The sequence below is a fragment of the Planctomycetota bacterium genome, from assembly GCA_039819165.1.
Classification (GTDB): domain Bacteria; phylum Planctomycetota; class Phycisphaerae; order Phycisphaerales; family UBA1924; genus JAHCJI01.
Genome location: JBCBSM010000001.1, coordinates 2,095,023 through 2,119,680, shown reverse-complemented (window position 1 = coordinate 2,119,680; position 24,658 = coordinate 2,095,023). Strand labels below are relative to the sequence as shown.

The window sequence follows — 24,658 nt, the reverse complement described above, 5'->3', positions numbered from 1 at the left end:
GTCTGCGGCCCGCCGCACGCGGACCGCGGCTATCGGTTGTCCCCAACGCGTATCAGCACCAGCGTGCGGTCGTCGCGGATGGGCCCGATGGCCTCGACGGCGGCCATCAACTCGCGGTGGGCCCGGGCGATCGGCAGGGCGGCCCGCCCGGCCAGCAGATCGGCGAACCCGCGGATGCCCAACTGCTCGCCGCCCTCCGTCGCAACCTCGACGAGGCCGTCGGTGAGGATCGCCAGCAGGTCGCCCGGCTGGCAGGCGATGGACCGCGTGGGCACATCGATCGCGGGTTCGATGCCTAGCGGGAGCGCCTCGTTGTCCAGGGTCTCCACGGTGCCGGTGGCGGCCCGCCAGTGCAGGATGGGCAGGTGGCCGCCGAGCGCCGCGTCGACGCCGCCGTGGGCGTGCAGCCGCGCGGCGGCCATCGTGACGAAGAGCCCGGGGTCGGTCAGGCGGTGCACCACGCCGTTGGATCCCGCGAGCAGATCGCCGAGGGTGTCGCTGCCGGCGTGGGCGGCGTGGATGGCGCCCTTGACCATGGCCATGATCACGCCGCTGCGGACGCCGTGGCCCGTGACGTCGCCGACGATCACATCGAGGAAGCCGTCGCCCTCGATCGCGTCGACGATGTCGCCGCCGACCTCGTTGCTGGGCGTCGCCAGGCCGTACACCTCGAAGCGGCCGACGGTGCGCGCGAGGGGCGGGACGAGGTCGTCGTGGATCCGCTTGGCGACGTCGAGTTCGGTGCGGAGGCGGACGTGCTCGAGCCCCGCGCTGCCGATGAAGCGCGAGAACAGCGCATACGCCACGACGAGGCACAGCACGGCGAAGACGCCCTCGACCGTGGGCGTCGGCGGGCCGATGCCCGGGGCGATCAGCCAGCGGTTGGTCTCGGCGAACCAGCCGCCCACGCCGATGGCGACGGTGCAGGGGATGGCGACGAGCAGCCAGGTGCGCGCCCGGGCGGCGGCCAAGAAGTACGCCACGCCGATCAGCCCGCCGAAGAGGCACCACACGAAGAAGCCCAGGTACCGCGCGTCGGCGACCATGCGGGCGGTCAGGATCGCCCACAGCGGCGCGAAGAGGAAGAGCACGCCCAGCACGATCCGCAGCCAGCCGCCGGCGGTGAGGCGGGCGAAGAAGGCGTTGCGGCCCGGGCCCGGCGTCTGGCGGAGGAAGGTCGGTGGGGGCACTGGGCATCATTCGCGGCCAATTTCGGGGCCGCCGCCACCCGCTGGTCGATCTGCTTGCCATGCCCGCGCCGCCGCCCGCCGTGTCCCACGGCGAACACGCGACCACCGACCGAGCCCGGGCCGAGGCGGTGCTCGGCGAGATGTACCGCCGCGGCCGCGTGCCCGCCCTCGAGGGGCCCAAGGAGTTCGATCTGTTCCCGGTCGGCCTGACCGAGGGCCCCGGGCGGGCCCTGGCCGAGCTGCTCCGAGGCGAGGGGGCGCACGCGACCCTCGAGACGGGCTTCGCCTTCGGCCTGAGCGCCCTCTGGATCCTGTCGGCGACGAGCGGGCCGCACACCGCGGTCGATCTATGCCAGACCAGCGACTACCTCGGCGCCGGCGTCCGCGCCGTCCGCGAGGCGCAGCTCGGGCATCGGCTGACGCTGATCGAGCGGGACTCGGCGTTGGCGCTGCCCGAGTTGGTCACCAGGGGCGCCAGCTTCGACGCCGGCTTCATCGACGGCAACCACCGCTTCGAGGGCGTGTTCCTCGACCTGTGCTTCGCGCTGCGGCTCGTGCGGCCCGGCGGGCTGGTGATCCTCGACGATCGCTGGATGCCGTCCGTGCGCGCCGCCGCCGACTACGCGGCGCGGAACCTGGGCGTGCCCCTCGTCACCCTCGATGACCACGCCGCCGAGCGCCGCTTCATCGCGCTGCGTCGGCCGGCGTCGGAGCCAACCCTCGCGTGGGATGGGTTCGAGGCGTTCGGTGCGGAGGGCATGGCGTTGCCGGGGGAGGTGGATGCGGGGTGGGGCGCCGATCGTCCCAATCGGCCGTTTGGCAGCGCGAGCACGTAGCACGCTCCGGCAACGAGCGTGGTCGCTAGTTGGATGTTATCAAGTCGCCCGCCGGCCCCGCTCCACCTCGATCGTGCTGAGCACGTCGGCCTGGTGGTCGGCGTGGTAGCTGGAGCGGACCAGCGGGCCGCTCTCGACGACCTTGAAGCCGCGCTTCAGCCCCTCTTCCTTGTACATAGCAAAGGTGTCGGGGTGCACCCAGCGGTCGATGGGTAGGTGGTTGCGGGTCGGCTGCAGGTACTGGCCGATCGTCAGGATGTCGCAGGCGTCCTCGGTGCCATCGGGGCCCTTGGCCCGGGTGCCTTCGAGCACGTCGTCGAAGAGGGCGATCACTTCCTCGTCCTTCTCGCCGATGCCGACCATGATGCCGGTCTTGGCGACGCCGCCCTGCTCCTTCACGCGGCGGAGTAATTCCAGCGAGCGATCGAACTTGGCGCTCGGGCGGACGGCGGGGTACATCCGGCGGACGCACTCGAGGTTGTGGTTGATGATGTGGGGCCTGGCGTCGATGACCATCTGGAGGGCGGCCCAGTCGCCCATGAAGTCGGGGATGAGCACCTCGAGGCTCATGCCGGGGCAGGCCTCGCGCCCCCGGAGGATGGTCTCGGCCCAGATGCCGGCGCCGCCATCGCGGAGCTCGTCGCGGTTGACGCTGGTGATGACCACGTGCTTGAGCTTGGCCTCCTGGTGCATCAGGCGGAGGCTCTCGGCCACGCGGCGGGGCTCGTCCTTGTCGAGCGTGGGCGGGCGGCCGGTCTTGACGTTGCAGAAGCCGCAGGCCCGGGTGCAGGTATCGCCCAGGATCATGATGGTGGCCACGCCGCGGGCCCAGCACTCGCCCATGTTGGGGCAGCCGGCCTCCTGGCACACGGTGAACAGCCCGTGCTCGTCCATGATGGCCTTGACCCGCTCGTAGCCCGGGCCGCCGGGGAGCTTGGCCTTGAGCCAGCTGGGCTTGCGCTTGTTCTGGAGCTGCTGGGGCCCCTCGTTGTTCAGGACGCGGTCGGTGAGGCTCAGCACGGGCTTATCGACCCGGCGGAGCGGGTTGCCGCCCGCGGGTCTCGGGTGGCGGGCGATCCCACGGTCGATGCGCGCCTCCGCGGTGCTGGGCGGGGCGTCGGGCGTGGGGCTGGCGGAGGTCGTCGGAGCCATTAGGAGACAATAGGTTCGGCTGCTTGGGGGTCCGGATTCGCGGGGGATGGCCCCGGGGCAGATCCTGCGCTCGCCCGGGCCGGCCCGCCGGCTGGCCATTGGGCGGCCATCGGGCTCAGAACGCCCCCGCGGCGTGTCGATGCTGGAAAGACCCCCGAGCGGGCGCGAACCCCGCGCGGCAGGGGGAGTACGGCCTCAGGCCCCGGCAGGGCTCTAGCGTTGCCGGGCCGATGGACGATGGAGCGAGCCGCCGCGCTGCAGAGTTGGGCGGCGTGGATCGAGGTGAAGGGGTGCCCACGCGATGACGGACCAGCAGACCCGCCCGCTCTCCCGAGGCTCTCGCGCGGCGCTGCGCGGGCTGGCCGCCCTGGCCGCCGCCGCGCTGCTGGCGACGACGGGCTGCGGCGTCGACAGCTTCCTGGACCAGAGCGTCGTTGGCCGCTGGGAGCGGACGCCGACGGTGGTGCCGATCCTCGACCGCATCGCGGCCATCGAGGGGCCCGACGACGAGTTCGTCGAACTGAGCGAGGTGACGCCCGACGACCTGATCCCCCGCCCGCGGATCTACCGCGTGGGGCCGGGCGACTCGCTGGGCGTGGTGATTACCGACCTGCTGGTGGCCGGCGCCCCGGCGCAGTTCTTCGTCGTCGTGGACGGCCAGGGCACGATCTACATCGACAAGCTGGGCTACGTGCCCGTGGCGGGGCTGACGCTCGACGAGATCCGCCAGCGGCTGACCGAGGCGGCCCAGGACGAGGGCGACGTCCGCCGGCCCCTGGTGCAGGTGTCCATCCAGAATCCGCGGCAATCGACCTATTCGGTCGTCGGCGCGGTGCCCGGGCCCGGCACGTACATCATCCCCAAGGCCGACTACCGCATGCTGGATGCGCTGGCCGAGTCGGGCTGGGTGAGCGAGACGGCCGAGGACATCCTGGTGATCCGGCAGATCGCGCTGGCCGACGAGCTGCGGCTTGACTTCGGCCAGGACCCCGGTGACGGCGTTCGCGATCCGGTCGACGCCCCGACGGGCGACGACCTTCTGGGCGACATCGACGACCTTCTGGGGGGCGAGGACCCGAGCCCGTCGGCCCTGGCGATCCGCCAGGATGGAAGCCAGCCCGCCGCCGACGAGCCCCGCGAGCCGGCGATCGAGCTGTTCGACGGTCAGCCGTCGCGGCGCGGCGGCGAGCCGCGGGACGAGGACTCCACGTGGATGTTCCTCGACGGGCAGTGGATCCGCGTCGCCGGCGGCGGCGTCGCCGGCCGGGGCGTCGCCGGCCCGATCGGCGCCCTCAGCGGCGGCCTGACGCCCAGCCAGCTGCTCACGCAGCGGGTGATCCGCATCCCGGCGCAGCGGCTGATCGCCGGCGACATGCGGTACAACATCGTGGTCGAGCCGGGCGACGTCATCCGGGTGCCGACGGGGGCCTCGGGCTCGTTCTACATCGCGGGCTTCGTCAACCGGCCGGGCAGCTTCGGCATCGCCCCCAACCTGACGCTGATGCGGGCCATCGACGCCGCCGGCGGGGTGAACGGGCTGGGCGTGCCCGAGCGGGTGGAGCTGGTGCGGATGCTCGACGGCGACCGCCAGGCGACCATCATGCTCAACCTGCGGGCCATCAACGACGGGGCCGAGCCCGATATCTACATCAAGCCCAACGATCGCATCAACGTCGGGTCGTCGATCTGGGCGTACCCGCTGGCGGTATTCCGCAACGGCTTCCGGGTGACCTACGGCTTCGGCTTCCTGCTGGACCGCAACTTTGGTAACGACGTGTTCGGCCCGCCGCCGGTCGACAGCGCGTTCTGATTCGGGCCCGCCGGCATCGCCGCGGGGACGGGAAAATTCGACCAGAACCCTCGCCCGGGCGGGTCGTAGCACGTCCTTCCGCGGGTCGGGGGGCATCCGGGAGGGTGGCGTGGGCAGCGCAGTGGCCGAACAACCAATCGCCGGCGTGGATCGCCGGTCGGCCGCGTTCGCGGTGCTCGGCTCCCGGGCGGCTCTGGTGCTGGGCGGGCTGTCGGTGGCGGCCTTCGCGTGGCTCTTCTCGACGTGGTTCGCCCGGCAGGGCCAGATCAGCCTGAACCGCCTGGATGACTGGGGGCATGCGTTCGCGGTGCCGGCCATCGCGGTGCTGCTGCTGTGGCAGCGTCGCGAGCGGCTGCTGGCGACCCGCGTGCAGCCGTTCTGGCCCGGGCTGCTGCCGCTGCTGCTGGGCATCGCGTGCTACGTGTTCTTCATCGTCGGCGTGCCGACGCACATGCTGCAGGGCTTCGCGCTGGTGCTCTCGGTGTTCGGCTTCGTGCTTCTGGTGCTGGGCCCGCAGGTGATGCGTGTCGCGATCGTGCCGATCGCCTACCTGCTGTTTGCGGTGACGGTATCGGAGCGGGTGATGCTGGCCATCACCTTCCAGCTGCAGCTGATCGCCTCGCAGGGCGGGCACGTGCTGCTGACGGTCTTCGGCTATCCGCTCGGGCTCGACCCGGTGCGGGACGGCAACATCATCCGCGTGCTGGACGCCAGCGGCACCGAGCATGCACTCAACGTGGCCGAGGCGTGCTCGGGCATGCGGATGGTGGTGGCCTTCGTGGCGCTGGGAGCGGCCATCGCGTTCTCGCAGTGCCGGCAGTGGTGGCAGCGAACGGCGGTGGTGCTGCTCAGCGTGCCGGTGGCGATCGCGCTCAACATGGTCCGCGTGGCGGTGCTGGGCTTCCTGTCGGTCTACGTCGATCCGGAGCTGGCCTCGGGCGAGGCCCACATGATCATCGGCACGCTGCTGCTGGTGCCCGGGCTGCTGCTGTTCCTGGGGCTGGTGTGGATCCTCAACCGCGTGGTCCGCGAGGACGAGCCGGCGGCGGCGAGCGCCGCGAGCGGAGGGTCCGCATCATGACGAAGGCGAATCCGGGCACCGGTGTGGGCGGGGGCCGTCCGGGCCTGCCGCGGGGCGTGCTGGTCTCCTGCGTGCTGGCGATCTCGGTGCTGGTGGCTTCGGGCGCTGGCCTTGGATGGACCATCCGCACGCTGGGCCTGTACCTGCAGAAGAAGCCCATCTACCCGCAGACGGGCCTGGAACTGGTCGACCTGCCGGCCGAGACCCCGCGGTGGATCCGCGTGGGCCCCGATCGCTTCGAGGACTCGGAGATCGAGCAGACCCTGGGCACCGAGAACTACGTGACGCGGACCTACCGCGAGAAGGACCCGGCCGACGGGGCCGAGCCCCGCGTGATCGACCTGCACGTGGCGTACTACACGGGCTCGATCGACACGGTGCCGCACATCCCCGAGCGGTGCTTCGTGGGCGGCGGGCTGCAGATCGGCGCGGGGCCGTACTACGAGACGCTGACGCTGGACGACTCGCGGTGGCTGCCGATGCGCGACGCACCCGAGTCGATGCAGGGTCGCGCGTTCACCACGCCGCTGGCGCGGGGGGCGTACTCCAACCGCCCCGGGCAGCGGGTGCTGCTGCCGCTGGATCCGCGGGACATCACGCTTCGGGTCACCAGCTTCCTGATCCCCGATCGGGGCGACTTCTACGCGGGCTACTTCTTCATCGCCAACGGCGAGCATCGCGATAGCGCCGAGGGCGTGCGGCTGCTGGCCTTCGATCTCAAGACCGACTACTCGTACTACCTGAAGGTGCAGGTGAACAGCGGGCAGGTGGACTCGCCCGCGGAGCTGGCCGAGGTGGCCTCGGACCTGCTCGATGACCTGCTGGGCGAGCTGATGCTGTGCGTCCCGGATTGGCGGGACGTCACCGAGGGCCGCTGGCCCGAAGACGCGAGCGACGATTGACCACGCCCGCGGGCGTGCAGGCGGGGCGCGCCCCCGCGCGGAGGCAGTCATGGCAGCCAGGGTGAATGTCCGCTTCGTGGCGATCGTGTGCGGCGTGATCGCCGTCATCTTCGTCGGCATGGCGGCGGCGGCGTACTTCGTGGTGCAGAAGTCGGCCCAGGATCACTACACCGCGGGGGAGACCGCCTACGCGGCGGGCGACTTCGTCGAGGCCGAACGCGCGTTCTCCAAGGCCGTCAACAAGGACCGCTTCAACATCGTGTACCTCGAGCGGTGGATCGAGTCGCTCCAGCGGCTGACGCCCGACACCGAGACGCGCTACACCGACGTGTTCTTCCAGGAATACATGCCGGCGCTGCGTCAGCTTGCGGTGGCCAAGCGGACCGACGCCGACGCGTGGGCCAGCTACCTCGAGACGCAGTACCAGCGGCTGCTGTTCTACCGGGCCGTCGCGGGCGGCAGCAGCTGGCGCTTCCTGCTGGACGAGACGGACGTGGCGCTGCGCAACTTCGCGACCACGCCCGAGGCCGACGACCCGACCGCCGACTGGAACCGCCTCCGGCGCTACCGCGGGCTGGCGAACCTGAACATGGTGGTGACGGGCGGCGAGGCGGACAGCGACTTCCGCGACCAGGCGTTGGCCGATCTGGCGGCGGCGCTACTGGTCGACCCCGACGACACCGAGGCGCTGCTCGGCCGCGTGCAGTGGATCGTGAGCCAGGCCCGCGACGCCGATCGTCGGCGGGGTCGGGAGGCCGATCGGCTCTTCGAGCAGGCCCAGCAGGAGCTGGACGCCTACCTCGCGGCGCATCCGGGCGACGCGCGGGCGATCCTCGAGGACCTGCGTCTCGAGATGGAGATGCGAGCCCGGCCGATCCGCGAGATCCGCGACCCGCAGCAGCAGCGGGAGGCCAACCAGCTGCTGGCAGCCGAATACGCGCCGCGGATCGAGCAGGTGGTCGCCAGGTTGCTCGAGAACGCCGATCCGGGCGAGCTGAGCGGGAACGAGGCGCAGCTGCTGTGGCGTCTGGAGACCGTGGCGTTCCGCCGCAACGAGACGCCGCTGACCAATCGCCTGCTCGCAGCGGCCCGTGCGAGTGCGGCCGATGACGCCACCGAGCTGGCCGAACTGAACTTCGTGGAGGGGTTGCTGGCTCGGGAATCCGGCGACCACGACCGCGCAATCCGGCTGTTCCAGCAGGTGGCCGAGACGCCGCCGCTGCCCATCAGCCTCGACGGCATCTTCGTCTCGCAGCGGAAGACGCAGGCGGCGATCGTGAGCGCGCAGAGTGCGGTGCAGCTCGCCCAGCAGGCCGAGGGCGACGCCGCGCGGCAAGCGGCGCGGCAGCGGGTGACCGAGCTGCGCGAGGCGCTCGATGCCAAGTTCGGCGAGGGCCTCCCGCAGCTGGACTTCCTGGACGCCCGCATCGCCTTCCTCGACGGGCGGACGGCCGAGGCGCTGCGTCTGGCGATTGGCTTCCAGCGGGCAACGGGCTCGACGGATCCGGAGCTGTCGCGGCTGCTGTCGCTGATCTATCTGGAGCAGAACCAGCCGGGCCTCGCGCTCGAGCAGCTGGAGGCCTTCATCGACGAGCGTCCCAACAGCTACCGCGCGTGGCTGTCCCTGGCGCAGCTGCACGAACAGATGAACTCGGATGCCGATGCGCTGCAGGCCGCCGAAGAGGCCTTCCGCCTGGCCCCCGACGCCGAGATCGTGACGCAGACCCGCGAGCGGCTGCAGGCGAAGATGGGCATTCGCGCCTTCGACGATCCGATCGACAACGCGGTCGCCCGCGTCGAGCAGCTGATGAACCCGCGGGGCGGGGGCGTGCCCAAGTTCGACCGGGCCATCGCCGTGATCCGCCAGACGGCCGAGCAGGCGGGCGCCGATCCGCGGCTGTACATGCTGCTGATCTACGTGAACGCGGTGGCCGATCGGCTGGATGCGGCGATCGCCGCCGCCGACGAGGGCCTGTCGCGCTTCCCCGGCGACGAGAGCCTGCTGCGGCGCAAGCGGGCGCTGGAGGCCTCGCGGACGGTGGACGGCCGCGTGGCGTTCATCCGCGAGAACGAGCAGCTCGGCGAGCTGTCCAAGCACCTGAACATCTATCGCATCTACCTCAACGAGGGCTTGGTCGCCGAGGCCGATGCCGAGCTGGACAAGGCCTACGCGCTCGAGCCGCAGTCGCCGCAGGTCGTCGAGCGGATGTTCAACCGGGCGGTCCGCGAGGGCGACATGCAGGCCGCCGAGCGGTTCGTGCGGGAGGCCGTCGAGCAGGACCTGGACCAGGCCGGCGGGCGGATCTTCCAGGCGCGGCTGCTGTCGGCGCGGGGCGAGCCCGCGCGGGCGCTCGACCTGCTGCGGACCGTCGCGAGCGACGGCATCACCAGCGCGGGCATCCAGCGGGAGATCGCGCGTCTGCTGGCGGTCACCGGGCAGGTCGAGGAGGCGGTCGCCGCCTACGAGGACGCGCTGCGGATCGATCCGACCGACGCCGCGGTGGCGCGGACGGCGGTGGCGACCATCCGCGAGCTAGGCCGCCCCGTGCGGGCGCTCGAGATCGCGCGGCGGGCCATCGACAACGCGGGCGCCCAGGAGGAACTGGTGCACGTGTGGCTGGTGCTCGAGGCCGAGGTCGGCGATTCGACCCGAGCGATGCTCCGCCGCGAGGACATGCGATCGCTCGACGCCGGCGACCGCCGCAACAACCTGGCGCTGGCGCGGCTGTACGTGCAGCTGGGCGAGTGGGCCAAGGGCCGGGCGCTGATCGACGAGCTCGCCGCGGGCGAGGACTCGCTCGAGGTGGCCACGGTGGCCGCGGCGTGGCACGCCGAGCAGGGCCGGATGGGCGACGCCGTTGCGGTGTTCGATGGCTACCTGCAGCGTCGCCGCGACGCCGGCACGCTGGCGCAGCAGGACGCGATGACCTACGCGGCCTTCCTGTCCAGCCGCGGCCAGCGGGATCGGGCGATCGCCGTGCTGCGGGAGTACTCCTCGCTCGACGACGAGGCCCGCACGATGGAGCGGAATCTGGCGCAGCTGCTGCTGGTATCGGGCCGCGGCGACGAGGCCATCGATGTCATCGATGGGTTGATCGCCGGCGGCGCGGACGAGGACGGCGTCTTCCGCCGCGCTCGCATCGAGGCGCTCATCACCAGCGATCGGCTGGATGAAGCCCGCGACGCGATCGGGCAGCTGTCCGACGAGGATCGCCGGTCGGAGGTCATCGGCCTGCTGAGCGCCCGCATCGCGCGGCGGCAGGGCGACCTGCCGGGTGCGCGGCGGGGGCTGGACGAGGTCATCGCCCGCCACCCGTCGTCGGCGCTGGCCTACACCCGGCGGGCCGAGCTGATCTGGGCCCGGGTGCTCACGGACGAGCAGCTGACCGAGGCCGAGAAGACCCAGTTCCGCCGCGACGCCGAGGAGGACCTGGCCGAGGCGGTCCGGCTCAATCCGGCGCTCGCCGATGCGTACCGGCTGCGGGCCGCGATCGCCATGGATCAGCGGCGCTACGAGGAGGCCGGCGACGCGGTGGCCGAGGCGGTGCGGCTCAACCCACGGCTCGCGCCGCTGCGTACGCAGCTGGTCGGCACGATGGTCGAGAACGCCCGCGTCGCCGAGGCGATGGGCCTGATCAACCGGTCGATCGAGGATCGTCCGGGCGACGTGGATTCGATCGTGGGGTTCGCGCGGCTGATGGCCGAGATGGAGCGGCCCAACGAGGCGACGACGCTGTTCGAGGCGGCGCTGGCCAAGCGTCGCAACCCGCAGATCGCCGCCCAGTTCGTGGAGCACCTGAGCAACCAGGGGTCGGCGACGGCTCGCCGCAAGGCCCGCGAGGTGCTGAACGACCCGCTGCTCAACGTGGAGGGCAGCTGGGTGCTGCCGCTGCTGGCGGCGCGGCTGTCGATCGACGAGGGTGCGTCGGACCGCGCGGTGGCCGAGGCCCGCCAGTCGTTCAACTTGGTGCGGAACGATCCGTCGCTGGTGGTGGCGTGGTTCAATGCGCTGGCCAGCGCAGTGCGGGACCATCCCACGCGGTTGGAGCTCGCGCGTCAAGTCGGCGTGGCGCAGACGCCCAACCGCATCGGCGAGGTCTGGCTGTGCTCGCTGATGCTGGCCGACGAGTCCACCGAGGTGCAGGGCCTCGACGAGCTGCGGCAGCTTGCCGGCAGCTCCGACGACGTGCTGGCGCAGCAGGCGGGCGGCATGCTGGGCTCGTCCCTCTACAACCGCGCGCGGTACAGCGAGGCGGAGGCGGCCTGGCGGACGGTCATCGAGCGGAACCCCGAGGACGGGCAGACGCTCAACAACCTGGCGTACCTGCTGGCGACCGAGATGGACGACTGCGAGGAGGCGATCGCTCTGGCGGAGCGGGCCCGGGCCACGGGCCGCATGCCGCCGCAGATCGTCGGGAGCACGCTGGCGACCGCCTACATCGCCTGCGACCGGCTGGACGAGGCCGAGTCGATCATCGGCGAACTCCTGATCGGTGCGCGGGGTACACCCGAGGAGGTGCTCGCGATCGTTCGCCGGGGCCAGTGGGAGCTGGCGTCGGGGCGGGCCGACGCGGCGCGGCGGAGCGCCGAGCAGGCGGCAACGCTGCTGGAGCGGTACGGCGGCCGCGCGGAGAGCTACCGCCAGCCCCTCGAGGAGCTGCGGGCAGCGCTGGGCGGATAGCCGCCGGGCGGGCGGGGGCGCGGGTTCTCGGACCCGCGGCGAGGGCGTCGCGATGGTCGCGGCGAGCAACCCGGCGGCGGGAGCGAATCCGCCCGCGTGCCGGACCGACGTATGGAAGACGGGGCGCACGGCGCCGGCCCGCGTGAGAACGACATGACAATCGTGACGACTACATCGAGCATGAACGGGTCGGCGAGCACGATGCCCCACCAGCCGCCATCGGCGGCGGGCGGCAAGCCGGGCGGCGGCGTCGATCCGCTGCGGGTCATCCGCAAGCACAAGATCGTGCTCGTCATCGCGGGCTTCATCGGCGGCGTGCTGGGCGTGGCGGGCCACTTCGCGCTCGCGGAGTTCCGGCCGACCTGGTCGACGCCGGTGGTCTACAAGTGCTTCCCGCCGCAGACCGAGGTTAACCCCGACAACCCCAACATCGACGACGAGGAGTTCGAGCGCTTCATGGCGACTGAGGCGTCGATCATGGGCTCCGAGCTCGTGCTGCGGCGGGCCGTCGAGAATCCGCGGCTGATCAACGAGGCGCCGGACTGGATCAATCAGTTCGAGTCGCGGGGCGTGTACGACTATGCGGCGGCGGCGATCGACCTGGAGGACCGCGTCAACGCCCGCCCTAGCGCGGGCACCGACCTCATCCGCATGCGGGTGAGCTGGACCGACGCGGCCGAGGTGGCGGCGCTGGCCTCGGTGGTCAAGGACACCTACCTGCAGGACCTCCGCCGGCGCGGCGCCCGCACCACCACCGAGCGTCGCGAGACGCTGCAGCGGGCGATCAACAACCTCGAGGACGAGCAGGCCGACATCGAGGCCCAGCGCGATGAGATCGTGACGACCAAGCGGCTGGACCAGCTCAACGTGAGCCTGAGCCAGGAGCAGCAGGCGATGCAGCTGGTGCAGACCAGCATCCAGGAGGTCACGCTCAACCTGCAGGCGGTGCTGAGCCAGAAGGCCGAGATGGAGGCCCAGCTCCGCAACCCGCAGGGGCTGCAATTCAACGACCAGCTTCGTGCGCAGGTGGAGATGCACCCGGTCGTGGCGGGGCTGCGGCAGCAGATCATCCTGACCGAGATCGAGCGGGACGCGATGAAGGAGGACTTCGGCGAGGACCACCTGACCATCCAGCGGATGGACGATCGCATCGGGTCGCTGCAGCGCAACCTCGATCAGCAGCGAGAGAGCCTCCGCATGGAGCTCTTCCAGGCCAACCTGTCGCAGCTGCGGATCGCCGAGAACCAATTCCGGGCGCAGCTGGCTCAGCAGGCCGAGAAGCAGGACGCGCTGACGCAGCGGCTCAACGAGCTGGTGCTGGCGCAGGACGAGCTCGCCAACCTCGCCAACGAGCTGATGTCGCTCGCCGAGCTGCGGGCGGAGTTCGAGAAGGATCTGCGGATGGTCGAGGCGACGAGCCAGCTGAGCACGGCGTCTCGCGTGGAGGTGATCCAGTCCGAGCGGATCCCGACGGTGATGGCCTTCCCGAAGATCTACATCATGGGCCCCGCGGGCGTGGTGCTCGTCGTCGCGCTCGTGGGCGGCGTGGTGTTCCTGCTCGAGTTGATCGACCAGCGAGTCAAGAGCCCGGCGGACATCTCGGCGCTGCCAAGCGTCCGCGTGCTGGGCATGATCCCGCACGCCAGCGAGGACCCGGTGCGGATCGTGCAGCCCGAGCGGGTCTTCGCCGAGCAGCCGACGACGTCGACGGCCGAGAGCTTCCGCCAGGTGCGTTCGAGCATCATCAAGCGGATGCGGATGGACGGCTCGAAGTCGCTGGCGGTGGTGTCGGCGATGCCGGGTTCGGGCTCGACGACGATCGCCAGCAACCTGGCCGAGGCACTGGCGGCGGCGGACAACCGTGTGCTGCTGATCGATGCGAACCTGCGTCGGCCGCGTCTGCACGAGGTGTTCGGGCTGCCGGTCGGCCCGGGCGTGGGCGAGATGCTCGGCGGCACGCCGCTGGCCGAGGTCGTGCAGAAGCCCGGCGGTCCCAACCTGCGGATCATCACCGCGGGCGAGATCGACGCCAGCCAGATGGAGGCGATGGCCACCGGCACGCTGCAGCGGCTGCTGCTGGAGGCGACCCAGCATGCCGACTACGTGATCCTGGACGTGGCGCCGGCGGCGGTGTCGGGCGACGCGTATGCCCTCGCGCAGATCGTGGACTGCACGATGCTGGTCGCGCGGGCCTTTGGCGAGACGCGGGGCCAGATCGGCCGGCTGTCGCGGGAGCTGTCCGAGCAGCCCGCCGAGTACCTGGGCGTGCTGGTCAACGCGGCTCGGGGCGCCAGCGGCGGCTACCTTCGCGGCAACATCCGCGCCAGCCACAGCTACGCGGTCAAGGCCGCCGGCTAGGCCGATCCGTGGGCGCTATTCGGGGCCCACTCGGGGGACGCTCGGTGGACGAGTCCGCAGGCATCCGGTCCGGCCGGCGTCGCCGCGTGCTCGTCACGGGCGGCGCGGGCTTCGTCGGCTCGCACCTGGTCGAGCGGCTGCTGGCGCGGGGCGATTCGGTGTTCGTCGTCGATGACCTGTCCACCGGGCGACGGGGCAACCTGCCGGCGGCGCACGACGACATCGCCTTCGCCGAGGCCGACCTGAAGGACTGGCTTGGGGCCGACGGCGCGAGCGCCGGGCTCTTCCACGAGATCTATCACCTCGCGGCGGCGGTGGGCGTCGAGCTCGTCGTGGCCGACCCGGTGCGGACCATCGAGACCAACACCGAGCAGACGTCGGCGGTGCTGCACTTCGCCGCCGGCATGCATCCCGCGCCGCGGGTGCTGGTCGCCAGCAGCTCCGAGGTGTACGGCAAGAGCGAGCGGACGCCCTTCGGCGAGGACGATGATGTGGTCTACGGGCCCACGACGGCGTCGCGTTGGAGCTACGCGTGCTCGAAGGCGCTCGACGAGTTCCTGGCGCTGGCACACCACGAGAAGAGCGGGCTGCCCGTGGTGGTGGCGCGACTGTTCAACACGGTCGGGCCGCGGCAGATCGGCCGGTACGGCATGGTGCTGCCGCGGTTCGTGGCGGCGGCGCGGGCGGGCGAGCCGCTCCGCGTGTACGGCGACGGCCGGCAGGTCCGCTGCTTCTGCGACGTGCGGGACGTGGTGCGCGGGCTGGTCGACCTGGTCGGCACGCCGGCGTGCGCGGGGCAAATATTCAACGTCGGCAGCGATCGTCCGATCTCCATCGAGGATCTGGCGCGGGCGGTCATCGATGAGCTGGGGTCGCCGTCGGCGATCGTGCACGTGCCCTACGACGAGGCTTACGGCCCGGGCTTCGAGGATCTGCGGCGGCGGGAGCCCGATCTCTCGCGCATTCGTGGGGCCATCGGCTTCGAGCCGTCCTTCGGGTTGCGCGAGACCATCCGGGCGGTGGCCGACGCACTCGCCGACGTCGCGGGCGGCGCGGAGGCGGCGTCGTGATCGATCCCTCGGCGATGCCCGATGCCGGCGTTGTTGTCGAGGCGGGCGAGTCGCTCGCGACGACGCGGCTGGGGATCTTCCATCGCTACATCTGGGTGTTCCTGGCGGCGTTCGCGATCGCGATCATCGCGACGCCGATCATGCGGCGATTGGCGATCGCCAACGGGATCATCGATCGCCCGAGCGATCCACGGAAGGTGCACCGTGTGCCGGTGGCCTACATGGGCGGCGTGGCGGTGTTCCTGGGCATCATGGGCGGCACCATGGTCAGCTACTTCGCGACCGCGGGTGGCGCGCTGGCCGAGGTGTTCCCAAGCGAGCACATGGTCGACGGCGAGTACCACGCGGTGGTGCCCATCAGCGTGCTGATGGGCATGGCGATCATCACGATCGTGGGGCTGCTCGACGACGTCGTGGGCATCCGCCCGGGCCTGAAGATCAGCGGGCAGCTCATCGCGGCGGCGGCGCTGGCGATCGATGACGTGGGCGTGCAGGTGGCGAGGGGCGTGCTGCGGCCCATCGGCGAGTTCCTGGTGGATCGCGGGCTGCTGGCCACCAGCGACCTGGTGTTCATGATCCCGCTGCCCGGGCTGGGCGAGGTGCCGCTGGACGTCGTCTACTGGACGGGGGCGGGCGTCATCGCGATCTTCGTGCTCGGGGCGTGCAACGCGGCCAACTTCATCGACGGGCTCGATGGGCTGCTGACCGGCACGACGACGATTACCGTCGCGGGGCTGCTCGTGGTTGCGCTGTCGCTGGCGATGATCGACCAGGGACCGCGGGACGCCCAGCGGGTGGTGCTGTGCCTTGCGGTGCTGGGCGCGTGCATGGGCTTCCTGCCGCACAATTTCAATCCGGCGAGCATCTTCCTGGGCGATTGCGGCTCGATGCTGCTGGGCTACTGCACGATCGTGATCATCCTGACGCTGGGCGACATCGGCCAGACCCACCTGGTGCTGGCGGGACTGATGATGTTCGCGGTGCCGATCATCGACGCGACGCTGGCGATCGTGCGGCGGCGGATGGCGGGCCGGAGCATCAGCGAGGCCGACGACCAGCACCTGCACCACATGCTCAAGCGGGCGCTCGGCGTGAAGGGTGCGGTGCTCACGCTGTACGGCATCGCGGGGTGCTTCACGGTTCTTGGGGTGGCCCTGAGCCTCAGCCGGGCCCGCGTGGTGTACGCCCTGGCGCTGGTGGTGATCAGCTACCTGGGCGTGACGGCGATCAAGGTCAGCCGGCGGCGGCACCTCGAGGAGCAGGCGACGCTGGCCATCGGGCCGGCCGAGGATCGCTCTCGATCGGCCTCGTAGCGGCGGCGGTCTTCTTCGGCGGAACGGGCGGCATCGGCCGATAGAATCGGCGGATGGACGGCCACGGATCCGGCAGCCAGAGTTCTCCGCCCCCCGACGCGAGCCCGCACGACGGCCCGGATGCGGCCGCAGGATCGCCCGGGCCGCGGGTCTTCGCATTGATGAACCAGAAGGGCGGCGTGGGCAAGTCCACCACGGCCGTCAACCTCGGGGCCGCGCTGGCGCGGCTGGGCCAGCGAGTGCTGCTGGTGGACCTGGACCCCCAGGCGCACGCCACGCTGCACCTGGGCGTATCCGCGGAGGGCGACGACGGGGATCGGCCGCCGACGGCCTATGACGCGTTGCTCGATCCCGGATCGGCGTCGGCGGTGGCGGTCGCCGACAACCTGCGGCTGCTGCCCAGCGAGACCGACCTGGCGGCCATCGAGACCGAGCTGGCGCAGGCCGACGGCCGGCTGCAGCGGCTGGCCCGCGCGATCGAGGCGATCGGCCGTTCGACGCCGCTGGACGTCGTGCTGGTCGACTGTCCGCCGTCGCTGGGGCTGCTGACGCTCAACGGGCTGGCGGCGGCCGACGAGGTCGTCATCCCGATGCAGGCGCACTTCCTGGCGCTGCACGGCGTGGGCAAGCTGCTGGAGACGGTGCGGCTGGTGTCGGGCTCGGTCAGGCCCGGGCTGCGGGTCGCCGGCGTGGTGCTGTGCATGTACGACCAGCAGGCCAGCCACACGCAGGAGGTGGTGGGCGACATCGAGGCGTTCTTTGCCGATGCGCGGGGCAAGGGCCTGCCGTGGAGCGAGGCGCGTGTGCTGTGGCCGCCCATCCGTCGCAACATCAAGCTGGCCGAGGCGCCGAGCTTCGGGCAGTCGATCTTCGAATACTCGCCGCAGGCCGCGGGCGCGCGAGACTACGCGGCGCTGGCGAAGCACTTCGCGGCGTTGATCGAGCCAGCGTCGCCGTCGATGGTCGAGGCGCCGCCCGAGGTCGAATCGCCGGCATCGGAAGTCGTGCAAGGCGAGCCCACAGCCGATGAAGTGCCGGCGCCCGAGATCGTGACGCAGCCGGCCGAGCCGCGGCAGCCGGCGTCGTGAGCCGGTGGGATCCGGCGCGGCATCGCCGCCCGCTGCGGATCGCCTTCGTCGCCTACGCCATCGTGCTGTTCATCGCGACGCACAAGCCGGGCGTCGCGGTGCCGCTGGCCGCGGGCATCCGGCTGGACCTGCTCGTGCATGTGGCGGCCTTCGGGCTGTGGACGCTGCTGCTCGGGTTGTCGGGCTTCATCGGTCCGGTGCGACGCGTGCGAGCGCTCGGGGTTCTGGCCGTCGTCGGTGTGCTGTACGCCTGGGTCGATGAGGCGACGCAGGCCATCCCCGGGCTCAACCGCGTGTTCGATCTGTCGGATCTCGTGGCGAACACCGTCGGGGCGGTGGCGGGGGCCGTGGCCGCGCACGCGCTCGCGCGGATCACCGCCGCCGATGTCCAGCCCGGCTCGGATTCCGACCCGGAGCCCCACTCGGAGCCAGCGGGGTGACGGCGCTGGCGCGGGCGGTGCGGGTGGTCTCCTCGCTCACGCTGGTATCGCGGGTGGCGGGGCTGGTCCGCGACGTCGTGACCGCGCGGCTCTTCGGCGATACCGCGATCGGTTCGGCCTTCGCGGCCGCCTTCGCCGTGCCCAACACCTTCCGCCGCTTGTTCGGCGAGGGCGCGCTGGCGGCGGCCTTCGTGCCCGAGTACGCGCAGCTCGTCGAGCGGGACCCGCGCGCGGCCGACCGTTTCGCGTCGTTCACCCTCGCGGTGATCGCGGCCGCGACGACGCTCCTGGTCGTGCTGGCCGAGGCCGCGTTGTGGCTCGTCGTTGTGCGGCTCGACGAGGGCACGCAGCGGTTCTCGCTGGTGCTGGTGATGGTGGCGCTGCCCTTCATGCCGCTGATCTGCATCGCGGCGGTGATGGCGGGTGTGCTGCAGGCACGGGGCCGCTTCGGCCCGCCGGCGGCGCAGCCCATCGTGCTCAACACGTGCGTGCTGGGGGCCGCGGGCGCGCACGCGCTGCGGGAGGGCGCTCCGCTCGAATCGGCTGCGATGCTGCTGTGCGGGGCGGTGGTGCTTTCGGGGGCCATCCAGGTCGCGTGGAGCGCGCTCGCCCTGCGGCCGCACGTGCGGTGGACGCGCGCCCTCGCGGGCGTGGGCGACAGCGCGCGGCGGCTGCTGGGTCGCTGGGCGACCGCGGTGATCGGGCTCGGCACGCTGCAGGCGAGCGCCCTCGTCGACGTGCTGCTTGCGATGTGGCCCATCTGGGTCGGCGGCGTGGTGTTCGGCGTTGCGTACCCGCTCGATGAGCAGTCCAACGCGGTGCTGTTCTACGCGCAGCGGCTGTACCAATTCCCGCTAGGCGTCTTCGGCGTGGCGGTGGCCACCGCGGCTTTGCCGCTGCTCAGCCGTGCGGCGGGCGACGCGGCGAGGTTCCGCTCGGCCACGGTCGACGCGCTGTGCCTCACGCTCGCGATCGCGCTGCCCGCGAGCGTGGGGCTGGTGCTGGTGTCGGGCGACCTGGTCGCGGTGCTGTTCTCGGGCTGGGGCTCGTTCAGCGCGGAGGGGGTGGGCCGGGCGTCGGCGGCGCTCGTGGGCTATGCGTCGTGCGTCTGGGCGTACGCGATCAACCAGGTGCTGACGCGGGGCTTCTACGCGCTGGGCGATACGCGGACGCCGGCGCTGGTGGCCGTCGGCGTGCTGCTGGCCAACCTCGCGCTCAACCTGTCGCTGATCTGGGTGCTGCGGGAGGCCGGGCTTGCGTGGGCGACGGCGATCGCCGCGGTGCTGCAGGCGGTGGTGCTCGCGGTGCTGCTTCGCAGGCGGCACGGCGTGCGGGTGGCGGGCGAGGCGTGGCGGCGGACGTCGCGCGCTGCGGTGCCGCTGGTCGCTGTGATCGCGGCGGTGCTGGCGGTGCGGTTCTTGTGGGTCGGCGAGGACTGGGGCGTGCGGCTCGGCCGGCTGGCGGCGTGCGTGCTGGCGGGCGTGGCGGCGTACGGCGTCGCGTCGCGGGTGGTGGGTTACGGCGAACTGCGGCGTCTGCTGGCTCGCTCTCGCGGCTGAGCCAGGGCCGATGGTGGGCGAATCCGGGCGGCATCCCCGGTGATTCGCCGACGGTCGCGTTGCACCGGGGCGTGGACTGCAGTAGGCTGTTCGGCGAGGATCACGCGGAGCGACGGACGCTCCGCCACTCGACAGGCCGCTCTTGCGGCAAGGGGGAATTGGATCATGCAACGCGGCACGGTTATCGGTATTTCTGCGGCGGCCTTGGTCGCAGCGGCAAGCGGGGCGGCGGCCCAGGACGTCGCGATCGTCGCGGCGGCGGGCAGCTTCCAGGCCGACGACGTCGAGGCGATCCTCGTGGGCAGCGGGGCGTTCGACAGCGTGGCCAACATCGCGCTCGAGACGAGCACGCCGACGCTGGCCGAGCTGGAGGCCTTCGACTCGATCATCGTGTGGACCAACACGACGCCCGATGACAACGTGGCGGTCGGCAACGTGCTGGCCGACTACGTGGATGGCGGCGGCGGCGTGGTGGTGGCGGTGTTCGCCAACAGCACGACGACGACAACTCGCCAGATCGCGGGTCGTTGGCAGGGCAGCGCCGAGTACGAGGTCATCGTGCCGGGCAGCGGCAACCAGACGGGCCAAGCGGGCCTGGGCACCATCCTGGAACCCCACCCGATCATGGACGGCGTGGCGACCTTCGACGGCGGCACGTCCAGCTTCCGCCCGGTGGTGACCGATCTACGGCCCGGCGCGCGGGCGATCGCCGAATGGGACGACGGCCGCGTGCTCGTGGCGATCGGCGCCAACGAGAAGCGGGTGGACCTCGCGTTCTATCCGCCGTCGGCGGATGCGGCGTCGGGCTGGTGGGATCCGGCGACCGACGGCGATCTGATGCTGGTGCAGTCGCTGCTGTTCGCCGCCGGCAACGACTGCCGGGCGGACTTCGATTTCGACGGCGAGCTGACCATCTTCGATTTCCTGGCCTTCCAGAACGCCTTCGATGCCGGCGATCTGGCCGCGGACTTCGATGGCGATGGCCAGCTGACCATCTTCGACTTCCTGGAGTTCCAGAACGAGTTCGACGCGGGCTGCGAGTAGCCCCCGGAACGTCGCAGGACAGTTCTGCCACAACAGAAGAGGGCCCCGCGTTGCCGCGGGGCCCTTGTTGCATCGGGGTTTGACGCCGGCGTTTATCGGCGCTGGACGTACTGGGCCTCGAGGGCGCGCTCGATGCGGGTGTGCGCGTCCTGCAGGTGGGCCTTGGTGTACATGTCGATGCCGCCGGCCTTGCTGGCATTGTTGATGTCCTGCCGCAGCTCGCGGAGCTGCAGCACCGCCAGGTTGGTCAGGGCGTCGCCGGCGGCGCCGGGGTAGCCGCCGGTGGCGAGGTCGATGAGGCGATCGACGTGCTGCCGCTGCAGGCCGCGGCGGAGCGTGCTGATCATGGGCTCACGCTCGGTGTAGCTGCCGCTGGACTTCTCGTCGAGCTCGGACCACGCGGCGTCCTTGATGGTGGTCATGACCTCGGCGAGGGTGATGTAGTCCTCGTCGGCGGGCACGTGCAGCTCGTTGTTGTAGACCCGGCCGAGCGTGGTCGGATTGAGGATCATGGTCATGGCCGATGCCTGGATGCCGCGGATCTGGTCGGCCACGGGGTAGGCCGGCTCGGCGAAGATGTCGCCGGTCTCCCAGTTCTTGTCGATGGTCATCTTGCTGAGCAGCTCGGGGTCGAGGCCGAAGGCGTCGTCGTGGAAGGTGTTCTCGACAACGAAGTCGAGGGCGGCACGTTGCTGCTCGGCGGGCACCGGGGTGAGCGGCTCGCCCGGGTCGCCCTTCTTGTTGCGGCTCTGGTGCGTGCCGCCGACCCAGTTGGCCATCATGCTGACGGCCTGGACGTGCTGGCCCAGGGTGATGCTGTAGCCGCGGCGGGCCCGGGCCCAGCTGTCGCCGTCCTCGACGTACTTCTCGAGGATCTTCGAGCGGAGCTCGGCGACCAGCCGCATCTGGTTCTCTGCGTAGTCGAGCGGGTCGGACGAGAGGTCGTAGCGGCGTGCGAGGGGATCGGGGCCCCAGGTGTCCTCATCGGTGAGGTAGGCGAGCTTGGGATCACCCGCGCGGGCGAGCACCTCGTCCGTGCTGCCGCTGGTGTAGCCGTACTCGACGGCCCACACGTCGTAGGGACCGATGTCGATGACCTCGTAGTTGCCCTGGATCTCTCCGGAGTCCATGTTGATGTTGATGGGGTTGTAGTCCATCACGGACGAGGCGAAGGGCTCCTTGTCCTTGACGTCCTCGGAGTTGATCTCGGCCATGCTGTAGATGGCCGACGCCTTGAAGTTGTGTCGCAGGCCGATGGTGTGGCCGACCTCGTGCGCGGTGAGGTGCGCCAGGGCGGGTCCGATGAACCACTCGGGCACGCCGTCGAGCATGTCGGCCTCGCCCATCTCCTCATTCTCGAAGATGCCCAGAACCTCGGCGCCGAGCCGCGCGAAGTCCATGTTCATGGCCTTGAGCTCGGCCATGTTGCAGGCGCCGTTCATCTGGGTGAGGCGGCCGGCGAGGCCGTCGAAGGCCTCATCGCCGAGCATCGTCGGGTCGGCCATGGCGGCGGCGTGCCCGCCAAAGGGCTGCGGGCCGCGGGCCTCGCGCTGGGCGATCAGGAAGTCGCGCTGCGCGGGCGGTGCGAGCTGGATCCGCGGGTCCCACTGCGGGTTCTGGTCGAGCCACGCGAGCGTCTCGGGGCCGAAGCCCTCCATCGCGACGTCGGGCAGGAGGTTGTTGTACTGGAACCAGTAGGCGCGGATCCAGCCATCGGTGAGCACCACGTCGGCGTCGAGGATCTCGCCGGTCTCGGGGTTGACGCGGCTGGGGCCGATGGCCGTACCGATGCCGTTGGTCAGCCAGCGGATGAAGTTGTAGCGGACGTCCTCGGGGTCCTTGTCCATGTGGGCACCCGAGGTGGCGTCCTGATAGCGGACCTCGATGGCGCCGACGATGCCGACCTCCTCGAAGGCCCGGTTCCAGTAGTCCACGCCCTGCTTGACGTAGCGGCGGTACTTCACGGGAACCTGGTGATCGACGTAGTAGACGATCGGTTCCTTGGGCGGGCTCTTCTTGAGGCCCTTGTCGGCCTTCTCGAGGTGCCAGCGGTTGATGTATCGCGTCCAGAGCTGCGAGCCGTCCATCTCGGTGAAGTCGCGGTAGGCGGTGGTGAAGAAGCCGACGCGGTTGTCGGCCTCGCGGGGCTTGAAGCCCGGCGTGCCCTGGATCTTGCTGATCGAGTAGTGGTAGGTGGCCATGCGTCCGTTGGCGCGGGGCACCTCGATGGCGATCTCGATGTTCTCGGGGAAGGCCTTGGCCTTGGTGATCGTCGCCAGGCGCGCATTGAGCCTGTTGGCGCCCGGCCCGAAGAACGTGCTCGCGTTGCCGACGAGCAGGGCGTCCAGGTCGATGACCGGCTGGCCGCTGGGGCCCTTGGACACGATGGGCACGTCGAGCAGCACGCGATCGGTGAAGATGCGGTCGACGCCCTTCTGCAGCTGCTTGTCGCCCTTGGCGCGGACGCTCAGGTCCGGGGCGATGAGCGCGAGGCGGTCGTCGTACTTCTTCCAGTAGACGTAGCGGTCGCCGGATTGCAGGCCGGCGAAGATGTCGCCGCTGGCCATGGTCATGGCGAAGAAGTGCTTCTGGTTCTCGTAGCCGCGGGGCAGCTCGGCCAGCAGCTGGCCGTCCTTGTCGCGCTTCCACACGTTGTACAGGCTCTTGCCGTCGGTGGTGGAGACCACCTTCTTGTACCCCTCGCTGACCTTCTCGAAGGGCGGCAGGTCGTCCTTGTTGCCCTGGCCGAGGGCCTGCCCGGCGCAGAACGCGAGCGAGGCGACGACGGCGGCGGTTGTGCGGCACCTGGTCTTCATGATCGTCATACTCCCTATTGCGCGGACCGGGATCTCTCGCCCCGCCCGCGATCCACATCCAGAAGCGCCCGCCGGGCGCCCCACGCGTCACCGGCTATGTGGACGCGCCACCACGCCCAAGCCGGCCTATGGCATCCTTGCCCGGCTCACATCCGAGGATATCGGTCGAAGATCGGGCCGCCTGAGGTCCATCTTGCTCGGTGGCCGGGCGTCCGGCGTCGGCCGGCACGGCGGCACCCGGATCCTCCGCGGGCCCGGCCTGGGCCAGCAGCCATCCGGTGAGCGCAACGAAGATGGCGGCTGCGATCTGGAACCCCCTGTCCTTGGTCGCGAGCTCGGTGGGGTCATCGAAGAGACCCCGCTCAAGCAACACGATACAGCGCAGCACGGCAAAAGTGGCGGGCAGGATGGTGATCCACAGCACGTTAATCCCCGCGCCGGCCGCGCCATCGAGGTCGCCCAGATGCCAGATGAATCTGGTTTCTTGATCTTGCACATAACCGGCGTATGTAAGAAGCGTGGCGACCGCGGTAACGACGACCGCCATGCGCAGGAGATCGTCGGTGTAGACGCTCTGGACGGCGCGGGCGCCGCTGGCGTCGACGCCGAGGGTGCGGCGTTCGCCCAGCCGCTTGCCGAAGGCCAGGAACATTGCCAGGAAGAGGGTGCAGTTGAGCAGCCAGGTGCTGGGGGTGATGCCGGCGATGACGCATCCGCCGAGGACCCGCAGCACGAAGCCCATCGCCAGGCTCAGCACGTCGAGCACGACGACCCGCTTGAGGCCCAGGCTGTAGGCCGTGACGTTGGCGGCGTAGAGCAGCAGGCAGCTTGCGAGGATTCCGAGGCGATCGAGGCCGACGCCCAACGGCGGCAGGGCCCCCAGGCAGGCGGCGGCGGCCAGCCACAGCGCGGCGGCGTAGGCCATCGCGGTCCGGGGGCCGACGCGGCCCGAGGCGATGGGGCGGCGGCGCTTGCGGGGGTGCAGGCGGTCGGCCTCGGCGTCGCGGAGATCGTTGATGACGTAGCAGCCGCTGGAGACCAGCGCGAAGGCGAGCATGCCCAGGGCGACGACGGGTGCCGCCTCGAGCCCCAGCCCGCCGTACACGGGGCCGATGGCCACGAAGGCCGATTTGGTCCACTGCTTGGGCCGCGCCAGGCGGATGAGGGCCGGCACGAGCGACGCGCCCCGGCGCGGGGCGTGCTCAAGGGCGTCGGGCTGGGCTGGGGCGCTGGTCATTGGGCACTGGTCATGGGGCTCGGCCGGCCGAAGGTGCCTGGGGGCGGAGGATCTCGCTGCGGGGGCGGTCCGGTGCGGCAC

Annotated in this window: 16 protein-coding genes; 12 read left to right on the top strand and 4 right to left on the bottom strand. The window is 71.0% G+C overall.

Annotated features, from left to right (window positions below; all coding sequences use genetic code 11):
• Positions 1 to 29 precede the first annotated feature (29 nt).
• Positions 30 to 1,190, bottom strand: coding sequence for a PP2C family protein-serine/threonine phosphatase (locus AAFX79_09260; GenBank protein MEO1008744.1), 1,161 nt, complete (start codon positions 1,188 to 1,190; stop codon positions 30 to 32).
• On the opposite strand from AAFX79_09260, the gene AAFX79_09255 reads away from it, so the two are divergent.
• Complete coding sequence (locus AAFX79_09255; GenBank protein MEO1008743.1) at positions 1,181 to 2,026, top strand: class I SAM-dependent methyltransferase; 846 nt, start codon at positions 1,181 to 1,183, stop codon at positions 2,024 to 2,026. The genes AAFX79_09260 and AAFX79_09255 overlap by 10 nt on opposite strands.
• A 39-nt stretch (positions 2,027 to 2,065) precedes the next feature.
• Here AAFX79_09255 and lipA read toward each other — a convergent pair whose 3' ends face one another.
• Positions 2,066 to 3,178 carry a lipoyl synthase gene (gene lipA, locus AAFX79_09250; GenBank protein ID MEO1008742.1) on the bottom strand — a complete coding sequence of 371 codons (1,113 nt, stop codon included), beginning with the start codon at positions 3,176 to 3,178 and terminating at the stop codon, positions 2,066 to 2,068.
• A gap of 301 nt (positions 3,179 to 3,479) precedes the next feature.
• Here lipA and AAFX79_09245 point away from each other — a divergent pair, with 301 nt between their 5' ends.
• The 11 genes from AAFX79_09245 (at position 3,480) to AAFX79_09195 (ending at position 20,524) form a co-directional block, all read left to right on the top strand.
• A complete protein-coding gene (locus AAFX79_09245) occupies positions 3,480 to 4,988 on the top strand; it encodes a polysaccharide biosynthesis/export family protein (GenBank protein MEO1008741.1) in 1,509 nt (502 codons plus the stop codon).
• A 109-nt stretch (positions 4,989 to 5,097) separates the two neighbouring features.
• Positions 5,098 to 6,069 (top strand): exosortase/archaeosortase family protein, encoded by a 972-nt coding sequence (locus AAFX79_09240; protein ID MEO1008740.1) that lies wholly within the window; start codon positions 5,098 to 5,100, stop codon positions 6,067 to 6,069.
• Positions 6,066 to 6,971: an exosortase-associated EpsI family protein gene (locus tag AAFX79_09235; GenBank protein ID MEO1008739.1), complete on the top strand. Its 906-nt coding sequence runs from the start codon at positions 6,066 to 6,068 to the stop codon at positions 6,969 to 6,971. The genes AAFX79_09240 and AAFX79_09235 overlap by 4 nt, the downstream gene beginning before the upstream one ends.
• Positions 6,972 to 7,020: 49 nt before the next feature.
• Positions 7,021 to 11,652 carry a tetratricopeptide repeat protein gene (locus AAFX79_09230; GenBank protein ID MEO1008738.1) on the top strand — a complete coding sequence of 1,544 codons (4,632 nt, stop codon included), beginning with the start codon at positions 7,021 to 7,023 and terminating at the stop codon, positions 11,650 to 11,652.
• 153 nt (positions 11,653 to 11,805) lie between these two features.
• Complete coding sequence (locus AAFX79_09225; protein ID MEO1008737.1) at positions 11,806 to 14,010, top strand: hypothetical protein; 2,205 nt, start codon at positions 11,806 to 11,808, stop codon at positions 14,008 to 14,010.
• A 44-nt stretch (positions 14,011 to 14,054) separates the two neighbouring features.
• Entirely contained in the window at positions 14,055 to 15,080 is a 1,026-nt protein-coding gene (locus AAFX79_09220) for an NAD-dependent epimerase/dehydratase family protein (protein MEO1008736.1), read from the top strand.
• Complete coding sequence (locus AAFX79_09215) at positions 15,077 to 16,393, top strand: MraY family glycosyltransferase (GenBank protein MEO1008735.1); 1,317 nt, start codon at positions 15,077 to 15,079, stop codon at positions 16,391 to 16,393. Before AAFX79_09220 ends, AAFX79_09215 begins: the two co-directional genes overlap by 4 nt.
• A 53-nt stretch (positions 16,394 to 16,446) precedes the next feature.
• Positions 16,447 to 17,481 (top strand): ParA family protein, encoded by a 1,035-nt coding sequence (locus tag AAFX79_09210; GenBank protein ID MEO1008734.1) that lies wholly within the window; start codon positions 16,447 to 16,449, stop codon positions 17,479 to 17,481.
• Positions 17,478 to 17,921 (top strand): VanZ family protein, encoded by a 444-nt coding sequence (locus AAFX79_09205; protein ID MEO1008733.1) that lies wholly within the window; start codon positions 17,478 to 17,480, stop codon positions 17,919 to 17,921. Before AAFX79_09210 ends, AAFX79_09205 begins: the two co-directional genes overlap by 4 nt.
• Positions 17,918 to 19,480 carry a murein biosynthesis integral membrane protein MurJ gene (gene murJ / locus AAFX79_09200; protein ID MEO1008732.1) on the top strand — a complete coding sequence of 521 codons (1,563 nt, stop codon included), beginning with the start codon at positions 17,918 to 17,920 and terminating at the stop codon, positions 19,478 to 19,480. The genes AAFX79_09205 and murJ overlap by 4 nt, the downstream gene beginning before the upstream one ends.
• Before the next feature lie 165 nt (positions 19,481 to 19,645).
• Entirely contained in the window at positions 19,646 to 20,524 is an 879-nt protein-coding gene (locus AAFX79_09195; GenBank protein ID MEO1008731.1) for a GC-type dockerin domain-anchored protein, read from the top strand.
• A gap of 92 nt (positions 20,525 to 20,616) precedes the next feature.
• On the opposite strand, the gene AAFX79_09190 is transcribed toward AAFX79_09195, so the two are convergent.
• Positions 20,617 to 23,340, bottom strand: coding sequence for a zinc-dependent metalloprotease (locus AAFX79_09190; GenBank protein ID MEO1008730.1), 2,724 nt, complete (start codon positions 23,338 to 23,340; stop codon positions 20,617 to 20,619).
• Between the two features lie 94 nt (positions 23,341 to 23,434).
• Entirely contained in the window at positions 23,435 to 24,577 is a 1,143-nt protein-coding gene (locus AAFX79_09185; GenBank protein ID MEO1008729.1) for a UbiA prenyltransferase family protein, read from the bottom strand.
• Positions 24,578 to 24,658: the final 81 nt, after the last annotated feature.